Here is a 23,039-nt window from a genome sequence, read left to right as displayed (position 1 = left end):
TCAATTGATTTGAGCGATAAAAATAAAATGAATGCAATTAATCATCCTTCTTTCGATCCAGTGGTTCGTAAAAATCTAGATTTTCGCTTAGATGAAGTACCGCGCTTCTGGTTCGATAATGATCCTTTTAAAACAAGACTCTTTGATGCATTGAGTTTAACCTTTCCAGATGGAGAACGTTATTTCATTGAATGTGTAAGACTTTTTCAAAATCAAATCGAAGACCCTGAGTTAGCCAGTCGTGTGAAAGATTTCATTCAACAAGAAGCGCAACATGGCATTTCACATAACAAAATGAATAAAATTTTGATCAATCAAGGAATGCCAATTGAAAAATATATTCGACAGGTCAATCAACGTTTCAAACACGCCCTAAAACGTTATCCAAACACCTTTAATATTGCGATTACAGCTTCATGCGAGCATTTGACAGCATTGATGGCGACCACATTTTTTAGCGAAAAAAGTACCATGCAGGGTGCACATCCCTTTGTTCGTGGACTTTTTGCTTGGCATAGTATTGAGGAAATGGAGCACCGCGACGTTGCTTATGATGTGATGATTGATGTTGCGAAAACTTCAAACGTGGTTCGGTATACCGCTCTGATTTTGGTTACGATCATGATGTTTGGTTTTACCATGCAACGAACTCATGGTTTGTTAAAACAAGATGGATTTAGTCGTATTGAAAGAGTCAAAATGTTTAAAGAAGGTTTGAAATGGCTCCTTGGTCAAAAAGGCATATTGACCCTAAAAAAACAGGACTATTTAGATTGGTTTGATCCAAAATTTCACCCGAGTCAACATCCGATTATTCAACAATATCAAGTTTGGGTGGAGACTTTAGCGAAAACACAAGATCCCATAGTCGCAGGTGAGGCTTTTTGGCAGGCAGCTCACTGATCTAATCTTTTAAGTAAAAAAGCTCACCTGATTAGATGAGCTTTTATTAGGATCTCAAACAGTCACCACTTCGCGTAGTGTTGCTCAAGCAGTCCATATTGTTGATCAAAATGAACAATACCCTGATCTTCTGTTTCAATCTGTCCTGTAATTTTAGATTGCCATTGGCTAAATTGACTACCGACCATCCGTAGATTCAGATTCTCATAACGGCGCCAACCCGTTTCAACCACTAAATTGAGTTTGTTGTCTAGAGAACGAATGGACCAATGATTTTCACCGGTCACTTCAAATAATACATCAGCCAATGGATACATCCGTCCATTGATCCAGAGGCAATTTTCATTGCCAAAGCTTTCATTTACACCTGATGCTAAGTTAATTCCAATTCGATTTTGTTGTTGATCCCAGAAATTACAAGACAACCAAAACCATGCCGTTTCAGGTCTTAAAAAACCACAAGTATCATCCAATGCCGCAAAACTACGTTCATTAAAGTCAATGCGTTCGCCTTGTTTATTGAAGAAAAAGCCTTCAACAGCCAAAGTCGTTAATTTTTGAGTATAGGTCCAACCATTGGTTCCTGTCGGACTACACATCGATAAAGGGTCTGTACCTGCACAAAAAATTCGAGCACGAAGCTGTTCTTCGCCATGTTTTTTTACTGCAATATAACGCACGCCATTGGCATGTTGAATATCGAGTTCGAAGGGAGAATGACTAAAATGACTATGATTAAATAAAGGTTGCTCATCTACAAGCGTAGCACGAGCCAACACATTGATGGCATTCCACTCTAACACTTGTTGGGTCTGATGATCATAGATATAGATAAATCCATGCCCTGCCCACGCAATATCTGCAATCGCAAGTCCAATACTATAGTGTTCATGTTGAATGCTACAAAACTTAAACTTCTTGAATTTAAGTTTCTTACGCCAACTTTTTAAAGTTTTTCCATAAGGCGTTTTATATACATACTTAGAAACAGTAATGGCACTTGGCAACTCAGCAAACCGCCCAAAACGGGGCTGTCCATTTATTTGTATTAAATCCATTTAAAAGCAGCCTAATGATCGTCTATAAATTTAGACTTTAGTCGAACTTTGTCATTATTACTGATTTTTGGAAATTAGCAAATTACTAAAATGATCAATTTAATTTTTTTAGTCGCCAGCTACTCGACTGGCTCAACTAAAAAAAATAAATCAGGTTCATTGCTTCGCTCTATTACCATTTCCCCTCACCCAAAGCCTGTCCAATAAATTGATACTGCGCTTCAGATCGTGAGAATTTAATAGGAAATGCCAACTGTGGTTCTGTCTCAGATGAATCGAGTTTCATTGGTACATTGACAACCCAACCACGTTGTTGGGCCAAATCTGATGTTAAAGCTTCATCTAGTTGCATCACAGGCTCAACGCAGACATCTAATTCTGAAAATATAGTTTTCCATTGATCAAATGTTTTTTCAGCAATCTTCATTTGTATTGCTTCTTTGACGGCTTTACGCTCATCACGATCAAATGAAGCACCTTTTTGCAAGAGAATGGGTAAATCCAAAGTCGTTGCTAAACCAGACATAAACTGCGGTTCTAAGCTACCAATGGAAAGATATCGACCATCACTGGTTTTGTAATAATCATAAAAAGTACCACCATTAAGATGTTCAATTTCAGGCTGTTGTTTTGCATCCCCCGCTAAAACCGCTGCAGCTGCCATATTATTTAAAGTGACCGCACAATCTGTCATGGAAATATCAATAAACTGCCCTAAACCACTGGTTTGACGCTCAATCACTGCAGATAAAATACCAATCACAGCATGCAATGAGCCTCCCGCAACATCAGCAATTTGTATCCCCATCGGCGGTGGACCATTTTCCAAACGACCAGAATGACCAGCGATGCCAGACAATGCCACATAATTAATGTCATGCCCTGCTTTATTTCTATACACACCTGTTTGACCATATCCAGTAATTGAACAGTAAATTAATCGCGGGTTAATCTCCGATAATGTTGCATAATCCAAACCTAAACGTTGCATAACATCAGGTCTAAATTGCTCAACGACAATATCGTATTCAGATATTTTCTGCTTAATCAGCGCAATACTTTCAGGATTTTTTAAATCTAAGGTAACTGATTGTTTATTACGATTTAAATAGCTATGTGAAGTCGCTTGACCATTGGCATAAGGCGGTAATAATCGGATTAAGTCAGGCCGTGTGGGTGATTCCACATGTACGACTTCTGCCCCCATGTCCGCTAGATATAAAGTGGCGAATGGCCCTGGTAATAGGGTCGAAAAATCGAGTACTTTGAGTCCTTTTAAAGCTGCGTTCATTGATTATTGATCCGTGATTATGTTGATTTTTCATTCATATTAAAAATTTAAATTGAGCTAAACAATGTCATGTTCAGCCATTTACCTTGATCATTTCGGCAATTTATGATGTATCAGAGCAATTACTCTAGTCATAATTGCTAATTTATATTCTAGTGTTATTTAGGTTAAGTAGAAGTGAATATCAAAGATACTGAAGGATTTAACATGAGCCGAGATACGATCAGTATCCATTTTGTGAATGCAGCCCTGACCGGTGTTAAGCGTTTAGGCATGGATGTCGATACTCTACTTTCCCATGTTGGTATTGAAGCAGAACTTCTCCGTCAACCTAAAGCCCGAATTTCTCCAGAACAATATACACGTTTTGTGAAAATGTTATGGATGGTCACTCAAGATGAACACGTTGGTTTTGATATCCAACCGCGTCGTTTGGGTACTTTTGCCATTATGTGCCAATTGGTGATCCATGCTAAAACACTGGGTGAAGCTTTAGAACGTTGTTCTCAGTTCTATAAATTATTTGGTGATGAATGGTCGGTTTCTTTAGAGCGTGACAAGCACGAAGCGCGTCTTGTTCCAATCATTCCAAAGTCAATGGATCCTGACCACTTTATTACCGAAAGTATGCTGATGATTTGGCATGGTCTTGCATCATGGTTAATCGAGCGCCGTATTCCATTAGAACGCGTTCATTTCTCATATCCGCGTCCGCAACATGCCGATGAATATGATGCTTTGTTCTTTGCACCCGTATTACAGTTCGATGCAGCACGCACAGAAATCACCTTTGCAGCAGATTATTTAGACCTTCCGATTCGTCAAGATGAAAATACACTTGAAGAGTTTCTAAAAGGTGCACCTGCTAAACTTTTAGTGAAATTCAAAAACACCAATTCTCTCACCTCACGTATTCGTGAAGTATTGAAGAGCCAAATTGGTGAAGAGATGCCAACATTGAATGATGTTGCAGCAATGCTTTACCTTTCTCCTCAAACCTTGCGTCGTCGCTTAGCGGCTGAAGGTAAGAGTTACCAAGGTGTAAAAGATGCATTACGCCGTGATGCTGCGATTCACTTATTGCTAAATCCTTCATTAACTTTAGAAGATGTCGCTCAACAAGTCGGCTTTAGTGAAACCAGTACCTTCCATCGCGCATTTAAAAAATGGACAGGCGTAACACCAGGTTTATATCGTCAACTCCATGGTTATCATTAATTTTTTAAATGTATGAAAAGCCCATAGTTTTCTATGGGCTTTTTTTATTTACGAGTTAAATTTATAGAGACTTGAAACCTATAATTAAAGTAATGATCTGATCTCATATGTTGAGTTACCTTCATTGAAAATGATAACTTTAAATTAATCAGCAACCTACACTATTGATTTTTAAATAATATAAATATATTAAATAATTATTATAAATTGATTGAATAATACTAAAATTGCTGTATCATGAAATTAACTAGAAAAAAGTGTTGTTTCTATAAATCTTCTTTAAGTATCGCAGTTTTAGTCATAATCCTCCGTTTTTTCAGATTTTAAGTGCTACTCTTTGTTATTTTCAAGTTAAAACAATGTCAAATTAATGACTTAAAATTATTAAAAATCAATAGGATTTATTATGTCTAATTCAACTCTTGTAAATGGTACAGTAAAGTGGTTTAACGAAACTAAAGGTTTTGGTTTTATTCAACAAGAATCTGGTCCTGATGTTTTCGCTCATTTCAGCGAAATCTCTAGTTCTGGTTTCAAAACTTTAGCTGAAGGTCAACAAGTTCAATTCAGCATCGCTCAAGGTCAAAAAGGCCCGAATGCTGTAAATATTGTTGCACTATAAGAATTAAGCAAATTTAAGGAACACATAGTTCATTTAAATTGCAAAAAAGCCTGATTTCGATCAGGTTTTTTTAGTTTAGAGGGAAGTCTTTTGCCTCTCTTATACAGAGTTCTGGATCAGCCTGATACATTACTCTTTTTCCATTTTGAATCAGCATTATTTCTGCTTTTGTGACATTAAAATTTTTATCATATTCACAAGCTAAACCACCGCTTCCTTCATCAGATGGGTGAATTCCGTAGATCATATAAATATAAAAACTGATCAGCAATAAAAAGCCTAATACAACAAATAAAATGATTCCGAGCAATATTTTTAAAATGATCTTTGTTTTCGATTTTGTCATCACATTAGCCCTTTTATATCTTATAAATTCCGTCATCTGTCTTTAAATACATCATCGATTCGATTCACTCTGTTGTTATTTAAAATCCGTTTATAAATGACAAAAAATATCAAACGACTCTCCCGTTCTCGTCATTGCACTCTCAAAAAGATCAATTACACTCGAAGCACCACAACAAATTTTATTTAATAAAAAAGGAAAGCATATGAGCGAGGCATACATCATTGACGCCATTCGCACACCGCGCGGAAAAGGAAAAAAAGACGGATCACTTTACGAAGTTAAACCGATTAGTTTACTTACCACACTACTGAATGAATTGGCATCACGCCATCAACTCGATACTTCTAAAGTTGATGATATTGTGTTGGGTTGTGTCACCCCAATTGGCGATCAAGGTTCTGATATTGCGAAAACTGCTGCAATTGCAGCGGGTTGGAATGATGATGTTGCAGGCGTTCAGATTAATCGTTTCTGTGCTTCAGGCTTAGAAGCCGTCAATCTTGCTGCACAAAAAGTACGTTCTGGCTGGGAAGACCTAGTAGTCGCAGGTGGCGTTGAGTCGATGTCTCGTATTCCCATGGGTTCTGATGGTGGACCTTGGGCGCTGGATCCTGAAACGAATCTAAAATCTACCTTTGTTCCTCAAGGGATCGGTGCAGATCTGATTGCAACTTTAGACGGTTATACGCGCTCTGATGTGGATGCATTTGCAGCCAATTCACAACAAAAGGCTGCCGCTGCGCAAGCCGCAGGTTATTTCGATAAATCAGTTGTTCCAGTGAAAGATAAAGCGGGTGTAAAGATTTTAGATAAAGATGAATTCATCAAACCAACCACCACTGCCGAAGGCTTAGCCAAACTGAATCCAAGCTTTGAAATGATGGGTGGTATGGGCTTTGATGCTGTTGCACTACAGAAATATCCAGAAGCACAAAAAATTAATCATGTTCATCACGCTGGTAACTCATCAGGTATTGTTGATGGCGCCGCTGTTGTGCTGATTGCCTCTGAAAAAGCAGTCAAAGAACAAGGTTTAAAACCTCGTGCCAAAGTATTATCAACTGCCTTGGTTGGCACAGACCCCACGATCATGTTGACGGGTCCTGCGCCTGCTGCGCGCAAAGCTTTGGAAAAGGCTGGCTTAACCATTGACGATATTGATCTGTTTGAAGTGAATGAAGCTTTTGCGGCAGTTGTCATGCGCTTTATTACAGAACTTAAAGTTGATCCTGCCAAAGTCAATGTCAACGGTGGCTCAATTGCAATGGGGCATCCACTGGGTGCAACTGGGGCAATGATTCTCGGTATTTTAATGGATGAGCTTGAACGCCAAGGTAAAAAACGTGGTTTGGCTACACTCTGTGTAGGCGGTGGTATGGGTATTGCAACCATCATTGAGTTGGTATAAGGAGAATCATCATGAGCGCAATTCAATATGAAAAAAATGCGGATGGCATTGTTATTCTCACTTTAGACTCACCGAATCAGTCTGCCAACACGATGAATGCAGATTTCCGTGTCGCTCTAGAAAATATCGTTTCTAAACTGAAATCAGAAACAGATATAAGTGGCATTATTTTTAAATCGGCGAAAAAGACATTTTTTGCAGGTGGTGACTTGGATGAGCTGATTCAGGCTCAGCCAGAACATGCCACTGAATTTTTCGGCATGATTCAAAAGATGAAAGCTGAGTTTCGTTACATCGAAACTTTAGGTGTCCCTGTGGTGGCTGCGCTAAATGGCACAGCCTTAGGTGGTGGTTGGGAAATCGCCCTCGGTTGTCACGCACGTATTGCTTTAAATGATCCTAAAGCAAAATTTGGTTTACCTGAAGTGACATTAGGCTTACTGCCTGGTGGTGGTGGTATTGCCCGTATGGTACGCCTGCTCGGCTTACAAAATGCGTTTCCGTTCCTGATGGAAGGCAAGCAATTTGGTGTTGATAAAGCGAAATCTTTGGGTTTGATTCAAGATACAGCTGACTCAGAACAAGAGTTAATGGATAAAGCAATCGCTTGGGTCAAAGCCAATCCCCCATCTATAAAAGCCTCACAACAACCTTTTGATGTGAAAGGCTATAAAATCCCTGGTGGTACACCATCTTCGCCACAAGTGGCTCAAGTCCTTGCGATTGCACCTGCCATGCTTCGAGATAAAACTAAAGGCTGTTACCCTGCTCCTGAAGCGATTATGGCCGCAGCGGTTGAAGGCGCACAGGTGGATGTGGATACGGCGCTCACCATCGAATCACGATATTTCACTTATCTGGCAACAGGTCAAGTGGCGAAAAATATGATTGGTACATTCTGGCATGGTTTAAATGCGATCAAGTCAGGTGAAAGTCGCCCTAAAGATGTCGAAAAATGGCAAGCAACCAAAGTGGGTGTATTGGGTGCTGGCATGATGGGTGCAGGTATTGCCTATTCAACAGCCATCAAAGGCATTCAAGTCGTTCTTAAAGATGTATCGATTGAAAATGCTGAAAAAGGCAAAGCTTATAGCCAAAAGCTTTTAGACAAACGTGTTTCACAAGGTCGTATGACCGCTGAAAAACGTGATCAATTATTGTCTTTGATCACAGCAACGGCTTCAGCAGCAGATCTTCAAGGTTGTGACCTGATTATTGAAGCTGTTTTTGAAAATCAAGAGTTGAAAGCCAAAGTCACTCAAGAGGCTGAAACCTATCTTGCTGATGGTGGTGTCTTTGCATCGAACACATCAACTTTACCTATTTCAGGTTTGGCACAAGCCAGCAAAGATCAAAAGAACTTCATCGGACTACATTTCTTCAGCCCTGTTGATAAAATGCAACTGGTTGAAATCATTAAAGGTAAAGAAACCTCTGCCGAAACTTTGGCAAAAGCTTTCGATTATGTCCAACAAATTGGCAAGACGCCTATTGTGGTGAATGACAGCCGTGGATTCTTTACCAGTCGTGTCTTTGGTACATTTGTTCAAGAGGGTTTACGTTTACTCGCTGAAGGTGTACACCCAGCAAAAATTGAGATGGCAGCACTCAAAGCTGGTATGCCAGTCGGGCCGTTGGCGATTCAAGACGAAGTATCTCTCACTTTATCTGAGCATGTTGCGTCAGAAACACGTAAAGCATTACAAGCTGAAGGTAAAGACCTCCCTCGCTCAGGTGCTGATGATGTGATTCATCGTATGATTCATGAGTTTGATCGTAAGGGTAAAGCAGCAGGCGCAGGTTTCTACGATTATCCTGAAGGTGGCAAAAAGCATCTATGGGATGGTTTAAGCCATTGGAAGAAAGACACTGATATTTCAGAGCAAGAAATGATTGATCGCTTCTTGTTTGTGCAGTCTTTAGATACCCTACGTTGCCTTGAAGAAGGTGTTTTAGAGTCCGTGATTGACGGTAATATTGGTTCAATATTTGGCATTGGTTTTGCCCCATGGACAGGCGGTGCTTTGCAGTTCCTCAATCAATATGGATTAAACAAAGCCCTGCAACGTGCAAATACCTTAGAAGCTAAATATGGTGAGCGCTTCAAAGCACCACAGCTTTTAATCAGTAAAGCTCAAAGTGGTGAAAAGATCTAAATCACTATCATAAAAGACCTCTCCTTGTGAGAGGTTTTTTTATCATTGAAGACATCGATTTCTCAAAACATGACTAAACATTATGGTTAAACATTTCTACGAACAGGAAAACCTTGAAAAGACTTAATCTCTTTGAGTGTGAACATACTTTGCATTTCTTTAATACCAGGCAATCGACGAATGATTGACATCGAAAATTCAGCATAAGTATCCAAATCATACGAGACCACTTGCAATAAAAAATCAGCATCACCGCCGATACTATAACAAGCTACAACATCCTCTAATTGCATTACTTCTTCTTCAAATTTTAAAGCTTCTGCTTCACTATGCCGATCAATAGAAACTCGGATAAAGACCATGACACCTAAACCTAGTTTTCGTCGATCTAAGAGAACGCCGTATCCACGTATCAATTTTTCATCTTCTAATCGTTTTACTCGGCGCCAACAGGGTGATGCAGACATTCCTATGTTTTCTGAAAGCTGTTGATTCGTCGTCCTTGAATCCTGCTGTAAAATTCTCAGGATGCTTTCATCCGTCTTATCGATTTTCATTGGAAAATTTAACCTTAATTTATTATAAATATTATTTTTTATACCCTAAATATAGCCAATATAGAAATAAATAGATCAGTTTTACCTCTAATTTTAAAACAAAATAATTCCAAATCTTTAGCCTATAAAACCAGTATGAATTATTTTCTCGATCTTATTCCCTATGTCATCACGCTCTCAATCGCAGCACTTATTCCTGGCCCAGGAATGCTCGGACTGCTCTTTAAAACCTTAACCCATCATTATAAAAATGCCTTATTCATGCTTTTAGGACTCATTACAGGGGATTTGATCTATCTGACGATTGCCTTATCAGGATTGAATTTTATCAATCAATTCATTGACCCTATGCTCAGTAAAATTCTGATCATCTTGGCATGTATTTATTTATTTTATATTGCTTGGAAATTGTGGCATTTCCGACAAGTTCCACTCTCCTCAGAATTGCAAGCAGATCAACTTAAGCAACGATACAATCAACAATCAAATAAAAAGCTTCATTCAGATTACGTCGTTGGCTTAGCCATTACTTTAAGTAACCCGAAAACCATCACATTCTATTTAGCATTGTTGCCTTCGATTTTTGGTACACACTTATCACTCAGTCTATCTTTTATGATGATGTTAGTTTTGAGTACGATACTCACTTTAGCCCTTGTCGGTGCTTTATATATTTTCTCTGCTTTGAAAATGAAAGCGCTATTAGACCAACCTCATTTCCAAACTTATTTGATGAAATTTATGGCAATCGCCATGACGACAATGGGTATTGCTTTAATTTACCTACAGATTATTCGGGTTTAATATCAAAAATAAATCTTTATTTCATACACTTAAATTTAATCAAGCATTTAAATTTATTCATCATAATCCATAGATTTTTTATCTTTGATTATCATTATAAATACCTTAATATTTATAGGGTTTTATCAATTTTAAAGTTATCACTGCTGATTTTGTGTTATAAAGTTACATTAACGAATTGTCTTCTTATCGCTTGGTACAGACCTATGACTGATCATTCTTCTCCTGAAAAATCACCTTGGGGTTGGAAAGCCTTAATCATTGCCGTGATCTTAAGTTGCTTCTTTATGGGCTTCTTCTATTTGGCAGTGACCAATGAGCCTGACTATATGCCAAGCCAACAGAATAAAGCAACGCATCAACATGCATTTAAAAACTCACCAGTCATGTCTGAAGAAGCATTAGCTGAAGCTGAACAACAGAAAAAAGAACATGAGCAAGCATCTCAACATGCACATGCCACTGCAGCGGATCACAAAATGACTGCCGAAGAACATGCAGCAATGTCTGACAATGATCAAGCTCTAGCGGAAAGCAAAGAACATAGTCATTAATAAATTTCAGTTAATAAAAAAGAGCTTATTGATAAGCTCTTTTTTTATACTTAGACTCTAATAAAATTTAGTTTCAGCTATGTCCTTCTAAATACATATCAATATGTGGAATTCCACAATCTAAATACTCCTCGCCTTTGATTCTAAAGCCCAGCGTTTCATAAAAAGGAATGGCATGAACTTGAGAGGACAGTTTCAAACATTGACGCTTTTCAGTTTGAGCATATTCAATGATCTGTTGCATGATCAATTGACCTATTCCTCTACCCCGATATGCCTTTAGAACTGCAACACGCCCGATGCTATTATTTTCTAATAATCGTGCTGTAGCAACGGGTTGGCTCTGCTCATGATTGAGGTCATAAACAACAAAATGAAGTGAAACAGCATCTTGATCATCCCATTCATCTTGTTCAGGAATAGATTGTTCTTGGATAAAAACTTTACGGCGAATCTGTGCTGCATCGCGTTTTAATTCAGCCCAAGAGCCACTTTTGATGATGTATTCACTCATTGCTATCCCCTAATGTTCCTATGACCGAAGTTTCTTATTGCTTAATTAATGTTTTCTGATTAGACAAACATATTAAAAAAGCAGTAGGAACTACTCTTAAAGATGATTAACACTTCTCACCAATATTTTTTTGATCCCATTGATTATTCAGCAGTAATTCCAGCGAATGTTTTTGGATCCCATACATCTTCTTCAGATCTTGAATTTGAGCGATCACCTCTACATCAGGCTCAAAAAAATCTTTACGTTTGGTCGCCAAAATCATTTTATTTTTACTGGTATGTTCTAAAGCGACAAATTCAAACACTTTGGTTTCATAACCATAGGCTTTCAACAGTAATGCGCGAATGGTATCTGTCAGCATTTCAGCTTGCTGACCTGCATGTATGCCAAACTGTAACATCGGCTGAATGACTTTTGGGCTTTGTAACTGTGGTCGCAACTCTTTGTGACAACAAGGCGCGCACATAATCACTTGAGCACCCAATCGAATCCCCGTATGAATTGCAAAATCCGTCGCCACATCACAGGCATGTAGTGCAATCATCACATCCAAATGTTCTGGTTCATAGGTACGTACATCGCCTTGGAAAAAATCCAATTGGCTAAAGTTTGAAGCCTGTGCAATGTTCTGACAAAACTCGACCATTTTCGGGTTCAACTCAACCCCTGTCACTTTAGGCGTTTGAAAATGCTGATTGATATAATCATATAAGGCACAGGTGAGATACCCTTTGCCGGATCCAAAATCAACTATATTCAAAGAGCGATCCTGATGATTAATTTGCTCTAAAGCACCTGAAAATATTTCAACAAATTTATTAATTTGTTTCCACTTACGCGCCATACTTGGAATGATTTGTGCCTTCGCATCAGTGATTCCAAGATGTTGTAAGAACAAACTATTCTGATCAACAAATCGATGTTTTGCTCGGTCATGACCTTGAGCGCTGTCAACTTTCTTTGTTGTTTGAGTTTGGCTTTGAGTCAGCATGGCTTTTTTCTTGTTTTTCTTCAGTTGAATTTCTTCAGCATCCGTAAACAGATTTGCTTGTTTACATTGTTGAATCAACGCTGAAATGACTGTTTCAGCCTCACTGATTGTATAGTTCTTGGTGATATCTTGCGTCTTATATCGATACACTGCATTTAACACAGTTTCATTTTGAAGCTGAATCAGACGTAGCGTAATCTTCTCTAAATCAACCAATTCACCTTTATATTGACTTAAAATTACACGATCAATTTTATGCGTATCAATGGCTTGCAACGTTGCATCTAAAAACTCTTGTTCCTGAATAAAGGAGAAAGCCACATGGGACATAGTTAAAACTCAAATCGATCTAGTCCTCTATTTTAAAGCGTCTTACTTTAAAGGTAAAACTTGATTATGATAGAAATGTACCTTTTAACGAATACATATCATCATGGCCCAAGCCAAAATTCCAAAAACTCAAAGTTACGATCCTGTAGAAGAAAAAATCAATGCATTTAGTCATGCGGTTGGTGCTGTACTCGCTTTCATCGCCAGTATTTTTATGTTGATGAAAGGCAGTTATTTACCCACAGGTCAATTTATTGGTTTATGCGTTTATGCTTTCAGTTTAATTTTATTGTTCTCGAGTTCAGCGATTTATCATTTTTCAACTGATGAAACAAAACGCTATTGGTATAAGAAATTAGACCATACGGCTATTTATTATTTGATTGCTGGAACATATACCCCCTTTCTCGCTATTGCTTTACCAACAGACAAAGCCAAGTATTTACTGATTGCACTGTGGGTGATTGCATTGATTGGTACACTATTCAAACTGGTTTTTATTCATCGTTTCCAAAAAATTTCTCTGGCGGCCTATTTGGTGATGGGATGGCTGGCTTTATTGGTAATTGATGATATGCAACGCTTTTTAAGTGATCAAAGTTTAATCCTTCTCATTGCAGGTGGACTTGCTTACACGATCGGCGCATTGTTTTATGTGTTAAAAAATGTAAGATATACCCACGCTATCTGGCATATTTTTGTATTGATCGGTGCAGGATCACATTTCCTCGCAATTTATCTTTACGTGCTATAACCGTCATTGACCACATCTTTAGCAACCCTAAATCAGTGGAAAAATTCGGTATTTCGTATTTTTTTAAAAAATTACGCCTTTTTTAAAAAGATTACGCTTTTAAAACTAAGTTCTTTTATTTTTATGAAGTGTAAGGTTTCTCATGGCGTCATCAAATTCAGCGGCAGAACAAACTCAACCCGCAAACTCTAAAACACGCGTATTAACTGCAAGTCTCGTGGGTACAACAATCGAATTCTTCGATTTTTACATCTATGCGACAGCAGCAGTCATTATTTTCCCTTACTTGTTTTTCCCTGCAAGTACAGACCCAATGACTGCAACAATTCAATCTTTAGCCACTTTTGCGATTGCGTTCATTGCACGCCCAATTGGCGCAGCTCTATTTGGACATCTCGGTGACCGTATTGGTCGTAAAGCAACGCTCGTAGCGGCTTTATTAACAATGGGTTTATCGACCGTAGCCATTGGTTTACTCCCAACGTATGCACAAATTGGTATCGTTGCTCCATTACTCCTTGCACTTTGTCGTTTGGGTCAAGGCTTAGGTTTAGGTGGTGAATGGTCAGGTGCAGTACTTTTAGCAACTGAAAATGCCCCTGAAGGTAAACGCGCTTGGTACGGCATGTTCCCGCAGTTGGGTGCACCGATTGGCTTCATCTTGGCGACAGGTTCATTCTTAACGCTTGGCGCATTTATGACTGAAGAAGCGTTTATGCAATGGGGCTGGCGTATTCCGTTTATCTCAAGTGCATTATTGGTCATCGTAGGTTTATGGATTCGTTTGAAGTTGCATGAAACACCTGCATTCCAAAATGTTTTAGATAAACAAAAAGAAGTAAATGTTCCTTTTGTTGAAGTATTTAAAAAGCATTCTCGCATGTTGGTATTGGGTACAATCGCGGCAATTTGTACATTCGTTGTATTCTATTTAACGACCGTATTTGCATTACAATGGGGTACAAAACAACTGGGCTATAGCCGTGAAGAATTCCTTCAATTACAGCTTGTAGCAACGCTTTGTTTTGCAGCCTTCATTCCACTTTCTGCGGTACTCGCTGAAAAGTTTGGTCGCCGTGCAACCTCTATTGGTGTATGTGTCGTTTCTGCAATTTTCGGTATCTTCTTTGCAGATATGCTGGAATCGGGTAGCACACTGATTGTGTTCTTGTTCCTCTGTATCGGTTTAGCGATCATGGGCTTAACCTATGGTCCAATTGGTACCGTACTGTCAGAAATTTTCCCGACATCAGTACGTTATACAGGTTCAGCATTGACCTTTAACATGGCTGGTATTTTTGGTGCGTCTTTTGCGCCATTGATTGCAACTAAACTCGCAACGGAATATGGCTTATCTGCAGTAGGTTATTACTTAACTGCAGCATCAATTCTTTCTTTAATTGCTTTCTTAATGATTCGCGAAACGAAAAATGATGATGTAAATAGCCAAATCTAATCTTTTAGATTTAAACAAAAGCCGGCTCAAATGCCGGCTTTTTAATGTCTAGATTTAATACATGAATTACATAAAACTTATATTAAAAGTGCATTATATTATTAAGATATAATTAAAACATATGTACTGTGAAATAAATTATGTCTCAGATATCCATAGAAGAAATTGATAAAGTCTTAAATCTGATTGAAGACAACAGGAGTGTCGAGGCTGTAAATTTTTTAGTAGAAAATACAGATTATAGTTTAAGAGAAGCAAAAGAGCTGGTTGACCATTTGATTGAAAATCCAAATGCTGATCCGAATTTGATGAATATCTCTCATAACAGAAATAAACTCAACGCCGATCAAGAAAGTGAAGTTGGAAATAATGCTGATAGCACATCTATGTCTTCCATTATCAGTCATTACTCAACTCGGCAAGTTTTTATAAAATATGACAATGGTATGGAAGTTGAAATTGATGAGTTTCATCCTTTATGGCAGCAGGCTATGCATAAATTTGGACGTGGTACACAATATTCGAGCAAACATGATTTTTTAAATGCTATGCAATCTGATAGTAATGAATGCTCAAAATCTGATGCAAACACTACATCACCTCAAGCTTACGCTCGGTTGAAAATGTTTTCTCATGCATCACCTCATCAAGCCTCTAAAGGTGTTGAAGATCTAAGGCAAAAAAGTGGTATTCCCAAACTCATGATTCTGCTGATTGTAGTATTGCTGGGTGTTGCAATAGCATCTTATGTTCTTCAAGGCTAATACATGATCTGTAGAGCCTTATGATCATTCAGAATGGATTGGAAATGCGTTAGAAAGCCAAACTTGAATTAATGAATCTCAATAATATCAATCATGGGTGGTACCCGAAAACGAAATGGAACACCGACCATTCCTGTTCCAACCGATACAAAGACATCGGCATTTTCATGCTGATACAAACCGCGCTTATGTCCTAAGATAGAGACTTTACGCATCACATAATTGGTCAACCAAGGCAATTCAACCTGTCCACCGTGAGTATGACCAGAGAGCATCAATGGTCGAGTCGGCAGTTTAGGCACCATATCCACAGTATCTGGATTATGAGAAAGAATCAGCCATGGTTTATCCTGTGGTAAATCTGGCATATAACGCATATCAGCCTTACCAGCCCACAGATCACCAACGCCAATTAAACGAAAATCATCAAATTCAACTATCTTCCCTTCGATATCCATCACATCATTCACTTCAAGTGCATGCTTGAGTAATGCTTGAATCGGTGGTCCAGGATATTGTTCATCATGGTTTCCATTCACAGAATAAACCGGTGCTTGAATTCCTTTCAAAATAGTTAATTCATCTGCCAATTTGTTTTCAGGTTCGTAGGTCCAATCCCCCGCCACCACGACAAAATCGGGTTTTTGCTGATTAATTTTCTCAACGATAATTTTTAACTGACGCTCATGTCCAGAAAAAAGACCAATATGTAAATCCGCAATGAGCGCTACTTTGACTGGTTTTTTTACATGTTGAGGAGAGGTTAAATTATTTTCTATATCAGGATTTGAGAGCTGGTACTGCACATGATTGATTTTCACCATATGCGGTTCGATAAAACGTGCATAGATCAATAGAGTAGAAAGTAAAAATGAAAAAATGCTTTGATGCAAAGAGAAAATTTCCATCCATCCTGCAAAAATACTAAAAAAGAACAATGGAAATAATAAATAAGAAAGGTAAAATGCCAACAAATGCACAAAGGCTTTAAATGGGTGAATCGTTTCTGTACGTGATTGACTAATCCAAGCTTGCGCGACTCCCCACACAGCCAAGATAGCAAAAATGATATAAAAACCCATTAAAATGGTATTTGTTGTCCACATATATTATCTCTTAACGCGACGACGAGCATGTTCGGCGCATTTATCTTCTGATTTGAGAGAATTATACTCTAGCCTAGCGAGTTCACCGAATACATTATGCAAACCATAAACAAGAATCAGATTCAATTCATACCAAAATCTAAGCCTCACTATCGCTCGATTTTGATTCTAAGTTCTTGCTTAGTGGTCGGCTTACCCGCATGTACGACGCTTCCCAAACAACAAATTATTCCTGCACAATACGCTTTTGATACCAATACAAATGATACAACGTTGTCTAAAATCATCACTCCACTCAAAGCACAAAATCCAGATTTAACAGGCTATCACATCTTATATGAACCCTTAGAAGCCATTGCTTCAAGGCTGCAATTGATTGATAAAGCCGAGAAAACCTTAGATTTACAATATTATATTTGGGATAACGACACGATTGGTTCCCTTGCACTCTACAAAATTATCCAAGCCGCGGATCGTGGAGTAAAAGTTCGTTTACTGATGGATGATAACAATGCCAAAGCCATGGAAGCCATCTATCTTGCGCTCGATCAACATCAAAATATTGACGTAAAACTCTTTAATCCCTATCGTTTAAGACGTTTACGTCCAGTCGAAATGATCATCGACTTAAAACGCATTAACCGTAGAATGCACAATAAAACGTTTACCGCTGATAACCAAATCACCTTAATTGGTGGTCGTAATATGAGTAATCAATATTATAACGTTAGTGATAATTATCAGTTCTCAGATGTAGATGTGATGTTGGTCGGTCAAGCTGTCGAGGAAATCACTCATTCTTTCGATGAGTACTGGAACCACAATTATGCTTATCCTGTACGTAATATTGTGAATCATCAGCAATACACATTACGTTATGAAGGACTTAAACAACAGCTCAAGACACATTATGAAGAGAAATCGATTCAAAATTATCTTGATCTCAGCAATCGAACCCATGATTTTGATCAATGGTTAAATTCAGGGATTAAACTGGATTGGGTAAAAGCTCAAGTCATTAAAGACTCACCTGATAAGATCAAAGCTAAGGCAAAAAAAGAACAACATCTTAATTTTCAACTTGTTGAACGCCTTGAAAAGCCTGAAGAGAGTGTAGATATTATTTCAGCTTATTTCGTTCCTGAGAAAAAAGGCGAAGAGCGACTAAGTAAACTTGCGCAAAGTGGTGTTCAGGTTCGAGTACTCACCAATTCTTATAAAGCCAATGACGTTTTCTTGGTACATGCTTTTTATGGTAAATATCGTGAAGATCTGTTGAAAAATGGGGTAGAACTTTACGAGTTTTTGCCCGCTATGCCCGAAGAGTTTCAAAATAAAAATAATAAGGAAATATCGAAACAGCTTAAAGTGAGTTTAAAGGGATTAAGTCGTTCCAGCTTACATGCCAAATTAATGGCGCTTGATGATAAACAAGTTTTTATTGGCTCTTTTAATTTCGATCCACGTTCAGCTAATTTAAATACTGAAATTGGTGTGATTTTAAACAGTAAAAATTTAGCAGATGCAGTTCATCGTACAATGGATAGTAACTTACAGAAGTATGCTTATAAACTGGTTTTAGATCCCAATCAAAAGATCAATTGGTTACAGCAAACACCTGAAGGAACTCAAACCTTAACAAAAGAACCTAAAATGAAATGGTGGCAACGAGCAGGCGTTAAAATGATTTCATGGTTGCCTATAGAAGGTTTTATGTAATCACTGTCTCTTGATCCTCATCAATTGAATTAATGAAGAAAAAGAGCTTCCCAGCCTATTAAAAAATGATCAAGTGCAATTTAGTGTGATCGTAATCGCTTCGAGAACCGACTTCATCTTTACTAGCGTTGTAGCAAAAACATCCAAGCCTGTTCTCAACGCTTTTAATCCCCTAGCATTGGTATAAATGTTTGCTGCTTTTAAGACGCTTTCGGATTTTGTAGCAAGACTTCTTGCTGAAGTTGTTCCAAGCCTTGCTGCATTCGCTCTTGCACTTCTTGGGTCAAACTTTGCACCGTATGACCAGCCACATCAATTTGAGGAAGTGTTTTTAAATGTGCAATGACTTTGGGCATTTTTAAAACACGTGTGACATGTTCAGTAAAACTAATATGACCGATATAGGGTGCAACGTTATCCAATTCACCCTGTTTATTCACATAACAAATTAAACAAATTTGGATGGGGCGCTGAGCATCAATCGCAGCCCCCAACAAACGACCATGCACTTTTTTTACTTTAGTTCCATCGGTCGTGGTCGCTTCTGGGAAAAATAATACCGGAATATCTTGTTTTAAAAATTCTGTGATCTGCTCTTTAATTCGAATTGAATCCCCAGATCCACGCTGAATAAATAAAGTTCCGCCACCTTTCGCCAATTTGCCAAAGATCGGCCAATTTTCAATTTCAGCCTTGGCTAAAAAGAAAACCCGTGCCCCTGAACCCAAAACAGGAATATCCAACCACGAAATATGATTACTCACCCATAATGCAGGCTGTCGTGGGATCTCACCATGCACTTGTACTTGGATATTGAATACATTGATCAAACGGCGACAAAAATGTTGAACATAACGTGTGTTTTGGGGATTATTAGGCTCTTTATACATTTGATGCCTAAAAATCAAATAAAACCCTTCAATCATTGCTGCAGAACCTGCAGTAATTTTTCGAGAATACAGCATTGTTTTAGAAAATATATTTAACTTCTTAGGCATTATTTCAGTCATCAATTTGTCGCATAGTAAATCAGCGGAAGCTTCTGATCGTTTATTTTCAAATATTCTATACCTTTTAAACTGGACATGCATTGATTATAAAAACCAGATACAAAGATCAAAAAATTCAATTTCAATCTATGTATTAAATTTAATATCATAAATTTATCGTTTATTTAGATTGATTGAAATTTATGAAGCATCCGCAACCGAGTTCAGAACAGTGGTTAATGCCGATCCATCATGCTCTATTGGCGATTACAGCAATGGTGGGTGGTTTATTTGCAGTGATGTTATTGTTTATTGCCATATTTCATGGAATAGCGCTCTAAAACCATCTATTTCCCATTCTTCATGATTTTTACTCTAAAATAGAATTTTAAGTATGGAGTAGGGACTTAGTGGAAGATTTTGAGCAACGTCAAGGTAACGAACGTGTTGTCCTCATTAGTGTCGCAGTTCAGATCCTTGAAGATCTTGATCAAGAAGAATTTCGTTTACTGGCAAAATCAGCCGGTGCAGATATTCTTGACCACATTCAAGCTCAAAGAATTAAACCGGACTCTAAATATTTTATTGGTTCAGGTAAGGCAGAAGAAATTGCTGAACGCGTAAAAGAACTAGAAGCAGATATTGTCATTTTCGATCATTCTCTCACGCCTTCACAGGAACGAAATCTTGAACGAGTCATTCAATGCCGCGTGATTGATCGTACTCGTTTGATCTTAGATATCTTCGCGCAACGTGCACGTACGCATGAAGGTAAGCTTCAAGTGGAACTTGCCCAACTCGATCATTTAGCATCCCGATTGGTGGGTGGCCGTATGGGACTCGATGGTCAAAAAGGCGGTATCGGTCTTCGTGGCCCTGGTGAAACTCAACTTGAAACGGATCGTCGTTTGCTTAGACTTCGTATTAGCCAATTAAAAGAGAAACTTGAAAAGGTCCGTCAAACCCGGATTCAAGGACGTGGTGCTCGCCAAAAAGCATCGATTCCTACGGTTTCATTGGTGGGCTATACCAATGCGGGTAAATCGACACTGTTCAATATTTTGGCTGAAAGTGATGTGTATGCTGCTGATCAACTTTTTGCCACACTCGATCCGACCTTACGTCGTTTAAACTGGGATGGCATTGGAACATTGGTTCTTGCAGATACCGTGGGCTTCGTACGTAACTTGGCACATGCGCTAGTTGAGTCGTTTAAAGCAACGCTCGAAGAGACCTTAGAAGCCACCCTACTCTTACACGTGATTGATTCAAGTAGTCCTGAAAAATTAGAGCAGATTGAAGCGGTAGAAAAAGTACTCAAGGAAATCGGCACTCAAGTTCCAATTCTACGTGTTTATAACAAAATTGATCAAACAGGCGAAGATGCCAAGATTATTTATGCGGAGCCACATTTACCTGATCGTGTGTATGTTTCTGCACATGCAAGTCAAGGCTTAGATCTACTCAAACAAGCTGTACAAGAATGTCTTATGGGACAATTACAGACTTTTGAAATATTGCTTAAACCCGCTTATGGCAAGCTCAGAACTCAACTCTATGCATTGAATGTGATTCAATCTGAAAGTCATGACGAAGAAGGCAACTTGATTTTAAAGGTTTGCATGGCACCTCATAAACTCGAACAACTGATTAAACAAGCACATTTACCAATCGATGAAATTTTAGGTGAAAAAGCGCAACAATTTAAAAGAGTTTTAGAAGAGTTTGAAATTAAAGGTTAAATGAGTTAAAACGTGAATAGTTAAACATAAAAAATGAACAAACCAGTAGATTAATAATGATGCAATGGATGAAAGAAATAGATTGGCCAGCGTGGATCGGCACCTTAGTTTTAATTGTAGGCTTCCGTGAAGCCGCCGTGTGGATTGCAACTCAGTTTGGCAAACCTGAACTGGGTAATCTGATTGGACTATTGAGTTTATTGGTTGTTCTGTTCACATGGCGTAAATTCAAAAAAATTCCACCACGGATGGTCGATGTAAACAATAAATTGATGAAGGAAAGTGCTTTTGCTTTTCTACCCATCAGCGCAGGTTCTCTCATTATGCTGGTTTACATGGGTAAAGAGATCCCGTTATTACTCGTTGTATTGTGTGTGAGCACTCTGCTTCCACTTTGGATTTACGCCAAAATGGCTAAACGTTGGTTATAGGGGAAAATCATGCTCAGTATTATGTTCGCATTTGCATTGACCTTCGTTGCCTATATGCTGGCTAAACCGTGCAATAGAAAAATCCCACAAATTCCTGTCATTGTTTTTGGTATGTTCTTCGTCATTTGCTTCTTACTCCTTGTAGGGATTCCATACGAAAACTACATGAAAGATGTCAATCCATTATTTAATCATTTACTTGGATACGTGACTGTCGCCTTGGCCATTCCACTTGCAGCAATGCGTTACGATGACCTTCCTTTAAAAGGAATTCTGGGTATTTTAATCTTTGCAAGTATCAGCGCCGTTGCCTTACCGATGGGACTGGCTTACTTATTCCATATGGCTGATTCAACTATTATGGCTTTTGCCACACGTGCCGTCACCACCCCTATTGCAATCAATATCGCGACTTTATTGCATGCACCAATCAGTCTCGTGATTTTAATTGTGATTCTTTCAGGTGTGATCGGTTCAGCTTTTTCACCTTTGCTCTTAAGACATATTAATGACGAACGCGCTTCAGGCTTAGCATTGGGTCTAGCAGCACATGCGATTGGTACAGCACAAGCATGGCAACGTGGAAGTGTGGCAGGTCGTTACGCGGCTTTTGGTATGGCGGTAAATGCCGTCTTCACCGCGATATGGCTACCACTCTTTATTAGTTTTTTGAACAACATGTGACTTAATAGACTGTTCAGGTGATTAATTAGTTAATTTTTCCAACTTAAGATGCTGTGCCAAATTTATTCACAGGTTCTTGGGTCATTTATATGGGATTCAGCAAATTTCTCTTAGCAATCCCTTTTACATTACTGAGTAATATCGTCATTGCGGATGATATTACAGGTACATGGCAATAGATCGATGATCGATCTGGCACTCCCAAGACCATCATTCAAAACTGTAAAGAAGCAAACGCGAGTTATACGGCTAAAGTCATCAAACTCACACCTCGCGCTGGTTATACTCTTCACCAAGTTTGTAAAAGCTGCCAGCACCTTTTACCAATAGACCTATTTTGGGTTTAGATCTGATTCAAGGCTGAGTGGAATCTAAACAAGCGAATCACTTTGATGGTGGCAAAATCATTGACCCTTTGTCGGGGAAGCTATATTCAATAAAAGCTAAATTAAATCAATCTGGTAAATGATTAACACTTTGTGCCTGTGTAGGAGTTTCCAGTCTCGGAACAAGCCAAACGTGGATTCGGCTCAATTAAACAAAAAATGTTAAGTACATCTCAAAATAGACCTCAATATTGGGGTTTATGATTTAGAGACTTGTAAACCATCAAATTATCTATTATTTTAAGAAAAT

Annotated in this window: 23 protein-coding genes and 1 pseudogene; 16 read left to right on the top strand and 8 right to left on the bottom strand. The window is 38.4% G+C overall.

Annotation, left to right across the window (positions count from 1 at the left end):
• Window positions 1-27 precede the first annotated feature (27 nt).
• Window positions 28-903 carry a metal-dependent hydrolase gene (locus tag AC5YD2_RS10635; protein ID WP_496126305.1) on the top strand — a complete coding sequence of 292 codons (876 nt, stop codon included), beginning with the start codon at window positions 28-30 and terminating at the stop codon, window positions 901-903.
• A gap of 62 nt (window positions 904-965) precedes the next feature.
• Here the strand turns inward: AC5YD2_RS10635 and AC5YD2_RS10630 are convergent, their stop codons facing one another.
• Window positions 966-1,961: a DUF2804 domain-containing protein gene (locus tag AC5YD2_RS10630; protein ID WP_496126304.1), complete on the bottom strand. Its 996-nt coding sequence runs from the start codon at window positions 1,959-1,961 to the stop codon at window positions 966-968.
• Between the two features lie 172 nt (window positions 1,962-2,133).
• The gene (locus tag AC5YD2_RS10625; protein ID WP_496126303.1) at window positions 2,134-3,252 is read right to left on the bottom strand and encodes a CaiB/BaiF CoA transferase family protein; all 1,119 of its coding nucleotides are present in this window, start codon (window positions 3,250-3,252) and stop codon (window positions 2,134-2,136) included.
• A 207-nt stretch (window positions 3,253-3,459) separates the two neighbouring features.
• Between AC5YD2_RS10625 and AC5YD2_RS10620 the strand changes: the two genes are divergently transcribed.
• Together AC5YD2_RS10620 and AC5YD2_RS10615 are read left to right on the top strand one after the other, a co-directional pair.
• Window positions 3,460-4,470 carry an AraC family transcriptional regulator gene (locus tag AC5YD2_RS10620; protein WP_496126302.1) on the top strand — a complete coding sequence of 337 codons (1,011 nt, stop codon included), beginning with the start codon at window positions 3,460-3,462 and terminating at the stop codon, window positions 4,468-4,470.
• A gap of 406 nt (window positions 4,471-4,876) precedes the next feature.
• Entirely contained in the window at window positions 4,877-5,092 is a 216-nt protein-coding gene (locus AC5YD2_RS10615; RefSeq protein ID WP_496126301.1) for a cold-shock protein, read from the top strand.
• Between the two features lie 70 nt (window positions 5,093-5,162).
• Here the strand turns inward: AC5YD2_RS10615 and AC5YD2_RS10610 are convergent, their stop codons facing one another.
• Window positions 5,163-5,438: a hypothetical protein gene (locus AC5YD2_RS10610; protein ID WP_496126300.1), complete on the bottom strand. Its 276-nt coding sequence runs from the start codon at window positions 5,436-5,438 to the stop codon at window positions 5,163-5,165.
• A gap of 205 nt (window positions 5,439-5,643) precedes the next feature.
• Here AC5YD2_RS10610 and AC5YD2_RS10605 point away from each other — a divergent pair, with 205 nt between their 5' ends.
• Window positions 5,644-6,849, top strand: coding sequence for an acetyl-CoA C-acetyltransferase (locus AC5YD2_RS10605; RefSeq protein WP_496126299.1), 1,206 nt, complete (start codon window positions 5,644-5,646; stop codon window positions 6,847-6,849).
• Window positions 6,850-6,860: 11 nt separating this feature from the next.
• Entirely contained in the window at window positions 6,861-9,005 is a 2,145-nt protein-coding gene (locus tag AC5YD2_RS10600) for a 3-hydroxyacyl-CoA dehydrogenase NAD-binding domain-containing protein (protein WP_496126298.1), read from the top strand.
• 86 nt (window positions 9,006-9,091) lie between these two features.
• On the opposite strand, the gene AC5YD2_RS10595 is transcribed toward AC5YD2_RS10600, so the two are convergent.
• Window positions 9,092-9,562 (bottom strand): Lrp/AsnC family transcriptional regulator, encoded by a 471-nt coding sequence (locus AC5YD2_RS10595; RefSeq protein WP_496126297.1) that lies wholly within the window; start codon window positions 9,560-9,562, stop codon window positions 9,092-9,094.
• A gap of 135 nt (window positions 9,563-9,697) precedes the next feature.
• Between AC5YD2_RS10595 and AC5YD2_RS10590 the strand changes: the two genes are divergently transcribed.
• Both AC5YD2_RS10590 and AC5YD2_RS10585 read left to right on the top strand, forming a co-directional pair.
• Window positions 9,698-10,366, top strand: coding sequence for a LysE family translocator (locus AC5YD2_RS10590; protein ID WP_496126296.1), 669 nt, complete (start codon window positions 9,698-9,700; stop codon window positions 10,364-10,366).
• 206 nt (window positions 10,367-10,572) lie between these two features.
• Window positions 10,573-10,920, top strand: a complete 348-nt coding sequence (locus AC5YD2_RS10585; protein ID WP_496126295.1) for a hypothetical protein — start codon at window positions 10,573-10,575, stop codon at window positions 10,918-10,920.
• Window positions 10,921-10,993: 73 nt separating this feature from the next.
• Here the strand turns inward: AC5YD2_RS10585 and AC5YD2_RS10580 are convergent, their stop codons facing one another.
• Both AC5YD2_RS10580 and AC5YD2_RS10575 read right to left on the bottom strand, forming a co-directional pair.
• The gene (locus AC5YD2_RS10580) at window positions 10,994-11,434 is read right to left on the bottom strand and encodes a GNAT family N-acetyltransferase (RefSeq protein WP_496126294.1); all 441 of its coding nucleotides are present in this window, start codon (window positions 11,432-11,434) and stop codon (window positions 10,994-10,996) included.
• A 106-nt stretch (window positions 11,435-11,540) separates the two neighbouring features.
• On the bottom strand, window positions 11,541-12,758 hold the full coding sequence (locus tag AC5YD2_RS10575) for a class I SAM-dependent methyltransferase (RefSeq protein ID WP_496126293.1): 1,218 nt from the start codon (window positions 12,756-12,758) through the stop codon (window positions 11,541-11,543).
• Between the two features lie 103 nt (window positions 12,759-12,861).
• Between AC5YD2_RS10575 and trhA the strand changes: the two genes are divergently transcribed.
• The 3 genes from trhA to AC5YD2_RS10560 all read left to right on the top strand — a co-directional run bounded on the left by trhA (window position 12,862) and on the right by AC5YD2_RS10560 (window position 15,732).
• On the top strand, window positions 12,862-13,512 hold the full coding sequence (gene trhA / locus AC5YD2_RS10570; protein ID WP_496126292.1) for a PAQR family membrane homeostasis protein TrhA: 651 nt from the start codon (window positions 12,862-12,864) through the stop codon (window positions 13,510-13,512).
• A 142-nt stretch (window positions 13,513-13,654) separates the two neighbouring features.
• Window positions 13,655-14,968, top strand: coding sequence for an MFS transporter (locus tag AC5YD2_RS10565; protein WP_496126291.1), 1,314 nt, complete (start codon window positions 13,655-13,657; stop codon window positions 14,966-14,968).
• A 140-nt stretch (window positions 14,969-15,108) separates the two neighbouring features.
• Entirely contained in the window at window positions 15,109-15,732 is a 624-nt protein-coding gene (locus AC5YD2_RS10560) for a hypothetical protein (protein ID WP_496126290.1), read from the top strand.
• Between the two features lie 68 nt (window positions 15,733-15,800).
• Here AC5YD2_RS10560 and AC5YD2_RS10555 read toward each other — a convergent pair whose 3' ends face one another.
• A complete protein-coding gene (locus tag AC5YD2_RS10555; RefSeq protein WP_496126289.1) occupies window positions 15,801-16,838 on the bottom strand; it encodes a metallophosphoesterase in 1,038 nt (345 codons plus the stop codon).
• Window positions 16,839-16,931: 93 nt separating this feature from the next.
• On the opposite strand from AC5YD2_RS10555, the gene AC5YD2_RS10550 reads away from it, so the two are divergent.
• The gene (locus tag AC5YD2_RS10550; RefSeq protein WP_496126323.1) at window positions 16,932-18,557 is read left to right on the top strand and encodes a phospholipase D family protein; all 1,626 of its coding nucleotides are present in this window, start codon (window positions 16,932-16,934) and stop codon (window positions 18,555-18,557) included.
• A 200-nt stretch (window positions 18,558-18,757) separates the two neighbouring features.
• Here the strand turns inward: AC5YD2_RS10550 and AC5YD2_RS10545 are convergent, their stop codons facing one another.
• Window positions 18,758-19,555 (bottom strand): lysophospholipid acyltransferase family protein, encoded by a 798-nt coding sequence (locus tag AC5YD2_RS10545; RefSeq protein ID WP_496126288.1) that lies wholly within the window; start codon window positions 19,553-19,555, stop codon window positions 18,758-18,760.
• A gap of 194 nt (window positions 19,556-19,749) precedes the next feature.
• Here AC5YD2_RS10545 and AC5YD2_RS10540 point away from each other — a divergent pair, with 194 nt between their 5' ends.
• The 5 genes and pseudogenes from AC5YD2_RS10540 to AC5YD2_RS10520 all read left to right on the top strand — a co-directional run bounded on the left by AC5YD2_RS10540 (window position 19,750) and on the right by AC5YD2_RS10520 (window position 22,941).
• Complete coding sequence (locus tag AC5YD2_RS10540; RefSeq protein ID WP_496126287.1) at window positions 19,750-19,887, top strand: hypothetical protein; 138 nt, start codon at window positions 19,750-19,752, stop codon at window positions 19,885-19,887.
• Window positions 19,888-19,956: 69 nt separating this feature from the next.
• On the top strand, window positions 19,957-21,288 hold the full coding sequence (gene hflX / locus AC5YD2_RS10535; protein ID WP_496126286.1) for a ribosome rescue GTPase HflX: 1,332 nt from the start codon (window positions 19,957-19,959) through the stop codon (window positions 21,286-21,288).
• 59 nt (window positions 21,289-21,347) lie between these two features.
• Window positions 21,348-21,719, top strand: a complete 372-nt coding sequence (locus AC5YD2_RS10530; RefSeq protein WP_496126322.1) for a hypothetical protein — start codon at window positions 21,348-21,350, stop codon at window positions 21,717-21,719.
• Window positions 21,720-21,728: 9 nt separating this feature from the next.
• Window positions 21,729-22,403, top strand: coding sequence for an LrgB family protein (locus AC5YD2_RS10525; RefSeq protein WP_496126285.1), 675 nt, complete (start codon window positions 21,729-21,731; stop codon window positions 22,401-22,403).
• An 89-nt stretch (window positions 22,404-22,492) separates the two neighbouring features.
• Window positions 22,493-22,941: pseudogene (locus AC5YD2_RS10520) on the top strand (DUF2147 domain-containing protein).
• The last annotated feature ends 98 nt before the right edge of the window (window positions 22,942-23,039 follow it).

The sequence above is a fragment of the Acinetobacter sp. CY73 genome (assembly GCF_059515865.1).
The sequence above is the reverse complement of the archived record's forward strand: the minus strand, read 5'-3'. Positions and strand labels throughout refer to the sequence as shown.